The organism is Lacrimispora sp. (genome assembly GCF_036758025.1).
Lineage (GTDB): Bacteria > Bacillota > Clostridia > Lachnospirales > Lachnospiraceae > Lacrimispora.
Genome location: NZ_DAIOXM010000030.1, coordinates 23,839 through 36,388 on the forward strand (window position 1 = coordinate 23,839; position 12,550 = coordinate 36,388).

The 12,550-nt window shown below is 45.3% G+C and carries 14 protein-coding genes; 4 read left to right on the forward strand and 10 right to left on the reverse strand.

Annotation, left to right across the window (positions count from 1 at the left end; translation table 11 throughout):
- Window position 1: 1 nt before the first annotated feature.
- The 6 genes from hprK to map form a co-directional block, all read right to left on the reverse strand.
- Window positions 2–934 carry an HPr(Ser) kinase/phosphatase gene (gene hprK, locus V7M78_RS19335; protein ID WP_333652048.1) on the reverse strand — a complete coding sequence of 311 codons (933 nt, stop codon included), beginning with the start codon at window positions 932–934 and terminating at the stop codon, window positions 2–4.
- Window positions 935–1,062: 128 nt separating this feature from the next.
- Window positions 1,063–2,931, reverse strand: a complete 1,869-nt coding sequence (uvrC, locus tag V7M78_RS19340; RefSeq protein WP_333652051.1) for an excinuclease ABC subunit UvrC — start codon at window positions 2,929–2,931, stop codon at window positions 1,063–1,065.
- A gap of 8 nt (window positions 2,932–2,939) precedes the next feature.
- On the reverse strand, window positions 2,940–3,485 hold the full coding sequence (locus V7M78_RS19345; protein WP_333652054.1) for a DUF1653 domain-containing protein: 546 nt from the start codon (window positions 3,483–3,485) through the stop codon (window positions 2,940–2,942).
- Between the two features lie 15 nt (window positions 3,486–3,500).
- Entirely contained in the window at window positions 3,501–5,006 is a 1,506-nt protein-coding gene (locus V7M78_RS19350) for a putative glycoside hydrolase (RefSeq protein ID WP_333652056.1), read from the reverse strand.
- Between the two features lie 156 nt (window positions 5,007–5,162).
- Entirely contained in the window at window positions 5,163–6,008 is an 846-nt protein-coding gene (locus V7M78_RS19355) for a Cof-type HAD-IIB family hydrolase (protein WP_333652059.1), read from the reverse strand.
- A 157-nt stretch (window positions 6,009–6,165) separates the two neighbouring features.
- On the reverse strand, window positions 6,166–7,038 hold the full coding sequence (gene map, locus V7M78_RS19360) for a type I methionyl aminopeptidase (protein ID WP_333652062.1): 873 nt from the start codon (window positions 7,036–7,038) through the stop codon (window positions 6,166–6,168).
- A gap of 232 nt (window positions 7,039–7,270) precedes the next feature.
- Here map and V7M78_RS19365 point away from each other — a divergent pair, with 232 nt between their 5' ends.
- Window positions 7,271–8,749 carry a DUF1846 domain-containing protein gene (locus tag V7M78_RS19365; RefSeq protein ID WP_333652064.1) on the forward strand — a complete coding sequence of 493 codons (1,479 nt, stop codon included), beginning with the start codon at window positions 7,271–7,273 and terminating at the stop codon, window positions 8,747–8,749.
- A gap of 81 nt (window positions 8,750–8,830) precedes the next feature.
- Here V7M78_RS19365 and V7M78_RS19370 read toward each other — a convergent pair whose 3' ends face one another.
- The 4 genes from V7M78_RS19370 to V7M78_RS19385 form a co-directional block, all read right to left on the reverse strand.
- Entirely contained in the window at window positions 8,831–9,457 is a 627-nt protein-coding gene (locus tag V7M78_RS19370) for a DUF998 domain-containing protein (RefSeq protein WP_333652116.1), read from the reverse strand.
- On the reverse strand, window positions 9,450–9,683 hold the full coding sequence (locus tag V7M78_RS19375) for an AbrB/MazE/SpoVT family DNA-binding domain-containing protein (RefSeq protein ID WP_333652067.1): 234 nt from the start codon (window positions 9,681–9,683) through the stop codon (window positions 9,450–9,452). The genes V7M78_RS19370 and V7M78_RS19375 overlap by 8 nt, the downstream gene beginning before the upstream one ends.
- 100 nt (window positions 9,684–9,783) lie before the next feature.
- Window positions 9,784–10,350 (reverse strand): DapH/DapD/GlmU-related protein, encoded by a 567-nt coding sequence (locus tag V7M78_RS19380; RefSeq protein ID WP_333652070.1) that lies wholly within the window; start codon window positions 10,348–10,350, stop codon window positions 9,784–9,786.
- A 193-nt stretch (window positions 10,351–10,543) separates the two neighbouring features.
- Entirely contained in the window at window positions 10,544–11,431 is an 888-nt protein-coding gene (locus V7M78_RS19385; protein WP_333652073.1) for a LysR family transcriptional regulator, read from the reverse strand.
- Between the two features lie 123 nt (window positions 11,432–11,554).
- Here V7M78_RS19385 and V7M78_RS19390 point away from each other — a divergent pair, with 123 nt between their 5' ends.
- The 3 genes from V7M78_RS19390 to V7M78_RS19400 all read left to right on the forward strand — a co-directional run bounded on the left by V7M78_RS19390 (window position 11,555) and on the right by V7M78_RS19400 (window position 12,469).
- Entirely contained in the window at window positions 11,555–11,836 is a 282-nt protein-coding gene (locus tag V7M78_RS19390) for a hypothetical protein (protein WP_333652076.1), read from the forward strand.
- A 91-nt stretch (window positions 11,837–11,927) separates the two neighbouring features.
- Window positions 11,928–12,314, forward strand: a complete 387-nt coding sequence (locus tag V7M78_RS19395; protein WP_333652079.1) for a cyclophilin-like fold protein — start codon at window positions 11,928–11,930, stop codon at window positions 12,312–12,314.
- A gap of 5 nt (window positions 12,315–12,319) precedes the next feature.
- The gene (locus V7M78_RS19400; protein WP_333652082.1) at window positions 12,320–12,469 is read left to right on the forward strand and encodes a hypothetical protein; all 150 of its coding nucleotides are present in this window, start codon (window positions 12,320–12,322) and stop codon (window positions 12,467–12,469) included.
- Window positions 12,470–12,550 lie beyond the last annotated feature (81 nt).

Below are 12,550 nucleotides of genomic sequence, written 5' to 3' on the forward strand. Positions count from 1 at the left end.
CTCAACTATCCTGTTTTCTTAAAAGGTTTGCCTGGACGCGGTTATATAATTCCTGAGCCGCATTGTACCCCATCTTCTTCTGTCTGTAATTGACGGCAGCGGACTCCACAATAATAGCAAGGTTACGTCCCGGACGGACTGGAATAGCATGGCACACCACCTGGTTTCCCAAGAACTCGGTATACTGTTCTTCCAGACCCATTCTGTCGTATTCCCTGTCTCTGTCCCAGTCCTCCAGCTTAATTACCATATCAATGGACTGAGTATCCTTTACGCTTTCCACACCGAACAAGGTTTTCACGTCAATGATACCTATGCCTCTTAACTCAATAAAATGCTTAGTAATTTGAGGAGCGCTTCCGATCAGGGTTTCATCACTGACCTTGCGGATCTCCACCACATCATCAGTTACAAGGCGATGGCCTCTTTTAATCAGCTCCAGAGCTGCCTCGCTTTTTCCGATTCCGCTTTCTCCCATGATCAGTACGCCTTCGCCGAATACGTCCACTAAAACTCCGTGAATGCTGATACAGGGAGCCAGCTTCACCTTCAGCCAGCGGATGATTTCAGCCATTAAATCAGAGGTAGTTTTATCCGATACAAGGCAGGACACACCGTAGTGGTTGCACAAATCCAGCATATCCTGATCAGGGTCCTGGCTTCTGCTGTATACCATACAGGGAATCTGGCTGGACAGCAGCTTATGATACATCTCCAGCTTTCTCTCATGGGTCATCTGCCTGATGTACTCCTGTTCCACATATCCGATGACTTGTACCCGTTCATTATCAAAATGGGCATAAAATCCAGCCAGCTGCAAAGCAGGACGGTTGACGTCCGGGTGGCTCAGCACAATCTTTTCTGCATCAATCTCCGGTGTCATATTCCGGAGATTCATCTTTTCAATCAACTCTGTAATGACTACTCCATGCATGGGGAATCACTCCTTTTTCTCTATCCGTTTTTCACAATCCAATGAATGGTGCCAAAAAACAGCACGTTCTATAAGTCATACTAACACAGGTTTTCCATTTTGAAAAGCTATAAGTAGGATGTTCTGTGTCAGTGAAAAAATTCATAAACACTTTTTGCCGCACGGGCATTCATGCCCGGAGTGGCCTCCAATTCTTCCATGGTGGCCTCTTTTATGGCTTCCAGACCTTTGAAACTGCGCATCAGCGCCTTTCTCCGGTTGGGTCCGATATCAGGGATGTCATCTAAAATGGACTTGACCTGTCCCTTGCTCCTTAAGCTTCTGTGGTATTCAATGGCAAACCGGTGGGCCTCATCCTGGATTCTGGTAACCAGCTTAAATCCTTCGGAATGCCTGTCAATGGGAATTTCCACGTTGTTGAAATAAAGTCCTCTGGTCCGGTGATTGTCATCCTTTACCATGCCGCAGACCGGAATGGAAAGGTCCAGCTCCCGCAGAACGTCTAAAGCAATATTTACCTGCCCCCGTCCTCCATCCATCATGATTAAATCAGGGAAACGGGTAAAGCTTCCCAGCTCTTCATCAACGCCCTTTTCCCTTAAACTTTCTGCCTCCTGTAAGCCATGGGAAAATCTTCTGGTCAAAACCTCCCTCATGGAAGCATAATCATTGGCTCCCTTGACCCACTTGATTTTAAACTTTCTATAATCATTCCGCTTGGGCTTTCCATCTTCGTAAACGATCATGGAGCCTACGGACTCAAATCCGCTGATGTTGGAAATATCAAATGCCTCAATCCGTTTAACTGCGGGAAGTCCAAGCCAGCCTCCCACCTCGTTCATAGCGCCGATGGTGCGAAGCTCCTGCCGTTTGATCTTTTCCTTATCCTGGGAGAGAACCAGGGCCGCATTTTTTTCCGCCAGTTCCACCAGACGTTCCTTCTGGCCCTTCTTGGGAACCACGATTTTCACCTTCTGGCCCCTTTTGGCTGAAAGCCATTCTCCTATGACTGCTTCATCCTCAAGTCCGGTCTGAATCCACAGTTCTTTGGGTACAAAAGGAGTTCCTGCATAAAACTGTTTCACAAAGCTGGTCAGAATCTGTTTGTTATCCTCTGCCGTGGCAATGTTCACATGGAAATGCTCTCTTCCGATGAGCCTGCCTTCCCGTACAAAGAATACCTGTACCACCGCGTCCTTTTCATCCTTTGCCATGGCAATGATATCACGGTCTTCCATACCGCTGTCCGTGATCTTCTGCTTCTGGGCAATCTGCTTGACGCTGTTTAACAAGTCCCGGTACTCAATGGCCTTTTCGTAATCCATTTCCTCTGATGCCGCCTGCATCTTTTCCTCCAGCATGTGAAGGACAGGACCGTATTTTCCTCCCAGAAAATCCAGAGCCTGGTTAATGGAATTTCCGTATTCTTCCCTGGTGATATAGCCCTGGCAGGGGGCCTCGCACTGCTTGATGTGGTAATTTAAGCAAGGCCGCTCCTTTCCGATGTCCCTTGGCAGGTTCCGGTTGCAGGTTCTTATTTTGTAAAGCTTATGAATCAGCTCAATGGTGTCCTTAACCGCTCCTGCGCTTGTGTAAGGCCCGAAATACTTGCTTTTGTCCTTTTTCATGTCTCTGGAAAAAAGGACTCTGGGGTAGTCCTCATACACCGTCACCTTAATATAGGGATAGGTCTTGTCATCCTTTAACATGGTGTTGTAGCGGGGGCGGTGTTCCTTAATCAGGTTGCACTCCAGAACAAGGGCTTCCAGTTCCGAATCTGTTATAATGTATTCGAACCGGTGTATCCGGGATACCATCTGTTCAATTTTTGCCGTTTTATTTCTGCTGCTCTGAAAATACTGCCTGACCCTGTTTTTTAAGCTGATGGCTTTTCCCACATAGATAATTTCGTCCCGCCTGTCGTGCATAATATACACGCCAGGCTGGGACGGCAGTTTTTTTAACTCTTCTTCTATATTAAATTCGGTGTGATCCACTTAAATGCTCACCTCAACCTTGTTCCATCGTATTTATTCTGCAGCTCCAGATAACGCTCCACTGCATAATATTTTTCTTCCGGTTCAGAATCTGCTCTTCCAACTTCCATGATTTCGCAGATAGCCAGAAGCTCTTCCGGAGAAAATTTATCTTTACGCTCCTTTAGAACCTCCAATTTATCATAATACGTGTCTGCGTCAAGAAATGCAAGAAGATTTTGATTGGATTTCTGATTTTCCCTATTCTCCGTCACCGGAGCCGGGCTCACCGGTTCTGCCGGGCTCACCGGTTCTGCCGGACTCACCGGCTCTGCCTGGGGCATCTCCACCCGTTCAAACCGGTATTCCTGTTCCACATCGGGATACTTTTCCCGGTCCACCGGGCTGATGAACATGGGCAAGGGACGGACATAGGTGCCAAAGGAGCCGTACAGCGCCTGATATACCACCATTTCTTCCCCTGTTTCTGAATGAGCTGCAACAGCTATGATCTGATACATCTTATCTTTAAAATGCTTATAAAATTCCCCTGGCTTTGGCCTTCCCTGTTCCATGGCTTTCCTCACTTCCTAGTTCCCGGCACTTCCTGTAGTCACAATGACTACGGGAGGCTTGGTCCTGGCTTCCTTTTTAGTTTCCTTTATTTCTTTCGTTTCCACAGGCAGGGTTTCTTCCGGCCTTACCTGATTATTTGTTTCCTGTTGCTGTTTCTCACCGGCCTGGGTTGCAGGCTGGAAAACCTCTGCTTCAGAAGAATCTCCGGACTCTTCTTCCGTTTCTTTTTCTGACTGCTCCAGGGCACGGGATGCTTCTTCCGCTTCTTTTTGAGCCTTTGACGCTGCCTTGGCCGCCTCTATGGTGCGGGTCAGCTCCTCTGCCTCTGCCTGTCCTGCTTCCTTGGTCAAAAGGCCATCCCAGGTATAGCGGTTTGAGGCACTCCAAAGAATCCATTCCTCATATCCAGCATCATAGACCGCCTGAATCTGGGCTCTGATTTCCTTTGGGCCGTAGGGAATGTAATTCTTAAGATAAGAAGCTGTAAAATCCTGAAGCCATGGGCGCACAATGGCCTGGTGCTGCCCTTCCACACTGGCAGCCTCCAAGTCCTTACTGGACATCTGCAAGGCTCCCCTGATGGTGCGGTAAGGCTCTGTATCCGGATGGTCGATGCCGAAATTGCCGTCTCCGTAATGGGAGGGGTAAATCATGGGGCAGATGTAGTCTAAATGAGCTGCCATATCGTGATATATCTGTCCTACGGTATCGGCATCCACCTTGCTTCCTATGATGGTTCCGAATACATCGGCAGATACAAACACATTTTCTTTGGACAGCTTTTCATAAGCATATTTCACGAATTCCGTAATTACATCGGTCTTGGAACGCCCCTTTTTATCAGCTTCATCAAAGACCACGTTCTTCATAGTGCTGTCGGTGGCAAACCGAATGTAATCAAACTGGATCTCATCAAACCCGGCTTTTGAGGCCTCAGTCCCCACCTCCACCAGATAGTCCCACACTTCTGTCCGGTAGGGGTTGACCCAGGCCAGTCCCTGCTTGTCTCTATGAATACTTCCGTCTTTGTTCTTCAAGCTCCATTCCGGTTTCTTCTCAGCCAGATAAGGGTCTCTGAACGCCACCACCCTGGCAATGGTATAGATTCCTCTGGCCTTTAAATCCGCCATCAGCTTGTCAATATCCCTGATATACCGTTCCGTTGCTCCGATCTCATTGACCGTGGGTGCATCCTCCATGGCAAAGGTAATCCTGCCGTCGTCATTCTTCACATCAATGACCACCGCATTGATTTCAGTTCCTTCGATTTTATTCAAAATATCCTGAAATCCTTCTGAACCTGCCATATAGCCGGAAATATAAATCCCCTTTACCTTGACCGGCTTCTTTCCCTGTCCTGCCGGAACCTCCAGAATCACGCTTAATTCCTCTTCTTCTGTAGCCGGCTGGGTTTCTTCCGTCTTACTGTCTTGTTCTTCCGGTTCGGAAGGGCCTTTCAGCCTTCCGCAGCCCGAAGCCACCAGTGAGCATACAACCACTGCCAAAATCCATTTTTTCATAATACTCCCGTTCACTTTCTTTATGGTTTAAGGTCTGTTGTAATAAATATTTAATATTTTAACACATTTTGTAAAATTTTCCAACAAAATTTGTATTTTCCTTTTCAGACCAAGCAAAAGCCGCCGTAACCGGCGGCCGGGAGTTTTCCTGCGTTCTTAATTCTCATCTTCTCCAAAGCATTCCTTAAGCCCTGCAAGAAGCCCCTCATGGTCATTGTCCAGGGTGATGCGGGAAGCACTTTCCTGAACCTCTTTGGGGGCATTTGCCATGGCATAGCTGGTTTTCACCGCCCGGAGCATATCCATATCATTGTGTCCGTCTCCGAAGGCGATGGCCTGATCAATGGAAATCCCGAAATGACCGCAGAGAAATTCCACGCCCACTGACTTTCTTACCGCCCCATTCATGACCTCCAGGTAATACTCGTTTGATCTTGCCACAGTCAGATGAGGATAGTCCTTATGAAGCCGTTCCTGTACCTTCATAATCTCCTCGCCTTCTCCCATGAGAAGAAATTTATGGATTCCTCCGGCCTCTGCAAAGGTACTTTCCACATCACCTGCACTGGATTTTAAGGTAGTGATGGACTCCTCTCTCATGACCCAGGGATTTTGGTCGTTATCCACCAGCCATTTGCTTCCGCCATAGGTGTTGCAGCAAATGGAGGGGTACTCCTCATCAAGCATGTTTTTGATCTTCACAGCTTCCTCTAAGCTCATCTGGCAGCTATAGAGGTGCTCTCCGTCTTTCCCTACCACCAAAGCACCGCTGTAGCACACCATAGGGCTGCTGATTCCAGCCTGGGCCTGAATGGTGAACATGGCTTCCGGCATACGTGCCGACACCAGCACAAAGGGAACTCCCTGGGCCTCCAGCCTTTGGATCTCCCTTGCGGTATCCGGGGTGACCTGATGGCTGCTGTTTAAGAGGGTGCCGTCAATGTCGCTGAATACGGCCCTGTACTTCCTGCTGCCCCCTGTGTTTTCCTTACCTGTTTCCATTGTACTCGTCCTCCTGTTTTACTGTTTTCATAATCCGCTTATGATAATATTAACATCAGTCCTTTTATTTTCAAAGTTCTTTTTCTTTTTATGCCTTCATCTTTATTTTTTCTGCGGCACAAAAAAAGGGCGGCATTTGCCACCCCTTCATCGTTTCTTACCTTGCAAGCACTTCAGGCCCATCCTCTGTGATCAGAATTGTATATTCCCATTGGGCGGATAAGCTTCCGTCTTTTGTGGAAACGGTCCAGCCATCTTCTTCGTCGTGAATGACATCGGCATTTCCTGCGTTTACCATGGGTTCAATGGTGAAGATCATTCCCGGAACCAGAAGCATGTCAGTCCCCCTTGTGCCGATGTGGCTTACCCAGGGTTCCTCATGGAAATCAAGCCCTACTCCGTGTCCTCCGATTTCCCGTACCACTGTATATCCGTTGGCATAGACGTGTTCGGAAATGGCGGCTCCCACATTTCCCAAATGGCTCCAGGCCCGGGCTTCCTTTAAGCCCAGCTCCAGGCTTTCCTTTGCCACTCTGACCAGCTTTTCCGCCTCAGGGGACACCTTTCCAATGCAGTACATCCGGGAGGCATCGGCATAATATCCGTTTACAATGGTGGTCACATCCACGTTGACGATGTCCCCCTCCTGTAAAATCCGCCCCGGGTCCGGAATTCCGTGGCAGACCACTTCATTGATGGAGGTGCACACGCTTTTAGGGTAGCCTTCAAAATTCAGGGGGGCGGGGATTCCTCCTAGTTTGATGGTGTTTTCATGAACCAGGGTGTTGATATCTTCGGTGCTGATGCCCGGCTTGATAAATTCATCCACCAGATCAAGAATCTGATTGTTGATGACTCCGGCATGGCGGATTCCCTCGATCTGGTCCGGCAGCTTGATCATATTCCGCTCAGGAACCTCAACGCCCATAATGGCATAATTTTCAAGCTTCTGGTCAAAAGCCAGGTGACAGTTCTTATATTTTGCGCCTCTGCCGCACCAGCAGGGATCGTTTCTTCCTATTTTGTACATATCTTTCCTCCAATCTTCCTAACCCCCAGAGGGGCTTTTCTTTGCCTTTCGGGCAAATTCACCTAATGAAGGTTTTAACACGTTTAGAGTCCATTGTAAAGAAAAAATCCATGGTAATTTCAGAATTAGTATGATACAATTAACGTTATGGTTCAGCCATGCCATTAATTATTTGGCTGACACAACACATTTTTGAAAAAAGCAAATTTTGGTTTTATAACCGGAGGGACAAATGAAATTCGGATTTGATAACAAAAAGTACTTAACCATGCAGTCAGAACACATCAAGGAGAGAATCGGCCAGTTTGGAGACAAGCTCTATCTGGAATTCGGCGGAAAGCTGTTTGATGATTACCACGCTTCCAGGGTGCTTCCCGGATTTGAGCCTGACAGCAAGCTGCGGATGCTGATGCAGCTGGCAGACCAGGCTGAAATCGTCATTGCCATTAATGCCGCCGATATTGAAAAGAATAAAATCCGCCATGATCTTGGAATCACTTATGATGTTGATGTTTTCCGCCTGATCCAGTCCTTTACGGATAAAGGGCTTTATGTGGGAAGTGTTGTCATCACCCAGTATTCCGGACAAAAGGCTGCAGATTTATTTAAAAGTAAGCTGGAAAAAATGGGAATCAAGGTATACCGCCACTACATCATTGACGGCTATCCCGGCAACATCGCAACTATTGTCAGCGACGAAGGATACGGCAGAAATGATTATATAGAAACCACAAAACCTCTTGTGATCATAACCGCACCGGGACCTGGCAGCGGAAAGATGGCCACCTGCCTTTCCCAGCTTTACCATGAAAACACGCGGGGAGTCAAGGCCGGATATGCTAAATTTGAGACATTTCCCATTTGGAATATTCCTTTAAAGCATCCGGTGAATCTGGCTTATGAGGCCGCTACTGCGGACTTAAATGACGTAAATATGATTGACCCCTTCCACCTGGAGGCTTACGGCAAAACTACCGTTAATTACAACCGGGATGTGGAGATTTTTCCTGTGTTAAGTGCTATTTTTGAAGGTATTTATGGGGAATGCCCTTACAAATCACCGACTGACATGGGAGTGAATATGGCTGGTTTCTGCATCGTAGATGATGTTGTATGCAGGGAAGCCTCCATGCAGGAGATCATCAGACGGTATTATCAGGCTCTTACCCGTCTGGCAAGGGACATGGGCTCCAAGGACGAGGTCTATAAGCTGGAGCTTCTGATGAAGCAGGCAAAAATCACCTCTGACATGAGGAAACCTGTAAAGGCTGCCAATGACCTGGCTCTTATAAAAGGTGCTCCGGCTGCTGCTCTGGAACTGGAGGACGGCACCATTGTCACCGGAAAGACCACCAATTTATTAGGCGCTTCCGCCGCTCTTTTGTTAAATGCGGTTAAGGTTCTGGGAGATATTCCCCATGACGTTCACCTGATTTCTCCGTCCGCCATTGAGCCTATCCAGAAATTAAAGGTCAACTACCTTGGCAGCAAGAATCCCAGGCTTCATACGGATGAGATTTTAATTGCGCTGTCCACTTGCGCTGCCACTGATCCCAATGCACAAAAAGCATTGGAACAGCTTCCCAGGCTGAAGGGGTGCGATGCCCATACTTCTGTGCTTCTTTCTAATGTAGATATTAAGACATTTAAAAAATTAGGAGTGAATCTGACCTGCGAACCGATTTATGAGCAGAAGAAGATTTATCATTAATTATTGAAAAACGGCTGCTTTGATTTTGATTTCAAAGCAGCCGTTTTTCTGTTGTTTTTCATTGTATCACCTCTGCATTCATCATATAAACAGAATATTATAATTAGCAATCATTACAATCGGTGTATACATACACAGCAGACTCAACCGCTGCCATAACCCTTCATTAGTGAGCAGTGTCTCAGCAAATCTTTCTTTATCTCCCATAATAAACAGGATAAAAAATAATAGCCCAAAAACATAGAATATCAGTGATACAATCCCAAGCAAAAGCTGGTTTGACCGAATAAATATTATACCGATTACCATGGGGGAAAAGGTTAAAAGAGAAAAACCTAAAGCAGCCCCGTATCCGTGTATTTTTTGCGAAATAGTAATTAGTTCCTTCGTTTCTCCAACGGAAAATATTCCTGATAAAATACAAGCGCCTATAGCATAAAGTAATATAATCAGAGTAAGCCATAACGAAAGAGGTTTAGAAAAAGATGAATATATATCATACATTTTTATACTGCCAATCATAAACATAACGCCAGCCAATACTAACCAAAGGTTATATATAAAATGCAGCGGGCAATTCCGATTTCCCAATAGACTCATTACCATTGTCATGTGATTGTATTTATTATAAAAGGGCGCAAGAATAAAAGGAATAATCAAATCACCAACTGGGGCAATGATCAATAAAACCAGACCTGCGTCAGACATTGTCAAATGGCTTGAAGTCTCCCAAGCCTTTCAGTATTTTAATGGCAGCCTCTTTCATAACATCTGCTTTGGCAATAGCAATCCCCTGTTCCTCGTCCCCTAATACCAACAGGGTATCTCCCGGTTTTATGTCAAACAACTCTCTTGCCTCTTTTGGAATTACTATCTGCCCCCGTTCACCCACCTTTACCGTTCCAAATATGTGTTTTCCTTTTGGCATGGACATATTCTTTACCTCCTTGATTCTTATTCATGCTTTTCATATTAATATGAAAAGTATACCAATCAAAAGAGGTTAAGTCAATATCATGTATTTACAAAAACTTTTAATTGACTTTTTTAATGAACTTAGCCGGAACACCGCCCACAATGGTGTTTGCGGGAACATCTTTTGTCACTACGGCTCCAGCCGCAACAACGGCTCCGTCGCCAATGTTGACTCCGGCAAGGACTGTTGCGTTAGAGCCAATCCACACATTTTTCCCAATTACAATAGGGGCCGGGTGCATAGTGCCGCGGTTTTCCGGGGCAAGGTCATGGTTGAGAGTAGCCAGAACCACGTTGTGCCCAATCAGGGAACCGTCACCAATGGTAATGCCGCCCTGATCCTGAAATTTACACCCCGCATTGATGAATACACGTTTGCCTATGGTGATATTTTTTCCGCAGTCCGTATAGAAGGGTGGAAACATGGCAAAGGATTCATCCACCGGCTTTCCAGTCAATTCTGACATGATGCTGCGGATTTCTTCCGGCGTATGATAGGTATTGTTTAATTCCGATGTAATCCGCAATGCTTCCTGACTCACCTTATGCATAAATAGATGGGCTTCCGATCCTCCAGTAACGGCCAGTCCACGATTTAAATGATCTAAAAAGTCTTTTAATTCCACGTCATTTTTCCTCACTTTCAATATTGAATCTTTTTTATACTTTTATTATATGGAACCCATACTCTTCTATAAAATACTTATATTAAATATTACTTTATGCTTAAAAGGCATCACTTTAGAAAATCAAAAACCGCCCGGTGCGTTAAAAACGTACTGAACGGTTTTACTGATCTTATTTATATTAGCGCTTAAACTATCCGGCAAATTCTTTTTGCAGTCTCTTTAAGAAAACTTCCGCCGCTTTTGAAAATACCTGATATTTTTTCCAGACGATATGCCAGCGGGCTTCCAGTTTAGGCTTTAACGGCCGGAAGCAAAGTTCGCTGTCTTCCGAGGTGCTGATGATCTTGTCAAGACACAATGCGCAGCCAATATTGTCCTTTACCAGAAGAGATGCATTATAAAGAAGGGTGTAGGTAGCTATCTGATTTAGTTTTTCGTAGTCATCCTTTAGCCATTTTGAAAACGCTTGACTGGTCAGCCGCTGACTTGAGCTGATGAGAGGAATCCCCCATAAATCGCTGGCCTCAATGGCATCTTTCTCCGCAAGAGGATGGTCTTTCCGCATGAGAAGTCCCCACGTATCCGCAACAGGCAGAGAAATCGAGTCATATTTTGAAATATTAGACGGCTCGGCCAAAACTCCGAAATCAATTAAACCATGATCCAGCCGTTCCGTCACATTGTCCGCATTTCCGCTGAAAAAGTGAAAGTGTATATCGGGATATTCTTCCCGGATTCCTTTGATTTCTCTGGACAGCAGGCTGATCACATGGGTTTCACCGCTGCCGATGTGTATATTGCCGCTGATGCTCTCCCCCGGTGCCACCAGCTCTGATTCTGTTTTTTCTACCAAGTCCAATATTTCTTCTGCCCGTTTACGGAGCAGCATTCCTTCTTCTGTCAATGTAATGGTCCGATTTCCGCTGCTGCGCAAAAACAGTTTCACGCCTAAATCCGATTCCAATTCCATAAGCTGGCGAGAAAGTGTGGGTTGTGTTACGTGAAGGTTTTTTGCAGCATTTGAGATATTTTCCTCTCTGGCAACAGCTAAAAAATAACGAAGCACTCTTATATCCATAAGTTTTTCCTCCCCTCTCCCTATGATTCATATAATTTATCGTATCACAAACAATTATACTATTCAAGCATGATTAAACATTAAATATAAGTATTTTATATATTTGTTTCTAAGGAATATAATATGACATGGAAAGAGTTAAAAAGTTATGGAACCAATGATACCAGGCAGGAAGGTGATGATATGACGGAAGATGATAAAAATGAAAAAGTACTTAGAAATCTGTTGGATGTAGGGTGCAGCAGAGACTTTGCAGATGATTTCTTTCAGCTTAAAGACAGGCAGAAGAAACTGTATCTGCTTTCCTGCCACAGATGTTCTCTTCTGGACAGAATCCATGAATATCAAAAACAGTTATACTGTCTGGATTATTTGATTTATTCCATGAAGGATAAGACAAAGTGAGCTGATTTGTTTGGATAAGGAAACAAACTATGCTCAGAATAGCAGAATGGAGAAAAACCGGAAGCCTATGCTTGGTAAAAGGAGAACAGGGATGAAAGAACGAATTTTAATCATTGTGTTTACATTGACTTTAATTATAATGACAGGCTGCAGCAAAGAACCTGATAGCAAGGCTTTACAGGGAGAAATTTCATTATCGCCAAATACTACGCTGGGCAGTACAGAGGCTTCGTCTGCTTTGCCTGCCTCTGAGAAAAGCTCTCAACCTGAGAAAAAAACAGTGTCGGAGCCAGTTATTCAAATTAGTGACGGAAAAAATGTGGTCACCTTTCAATTAAATGACTCAAAGGCTGCAAAGGAACTTTATGAACAACTCCCACTGTCTTTGGCGGTTCAGGATTACAGCGACAATGAAAAAATCTTCTATCCTCCGAAAGCACTGGATGTCAGTGATACACCAAAGGCTGGGGGGGAATAGGAACTTTGGCATATTACGAACCATGGGCCGATGTTGTCATGTTCTTCGGAAGCTATAGTCCAAACGGCAGTTTATATGAACTGGGACAGGCGGCTTCCGGCAGTGAGCAGATTCACTTGCTGGAGGGAACCATTACCATCGAGGCCGCCCCTTAAATTATAAAGAGCACAAAAGTATTGAAAGGGGCACTTCAAACCGGAAATCCCTTTTCAATATTTTAAGTTCTTATAAAAATA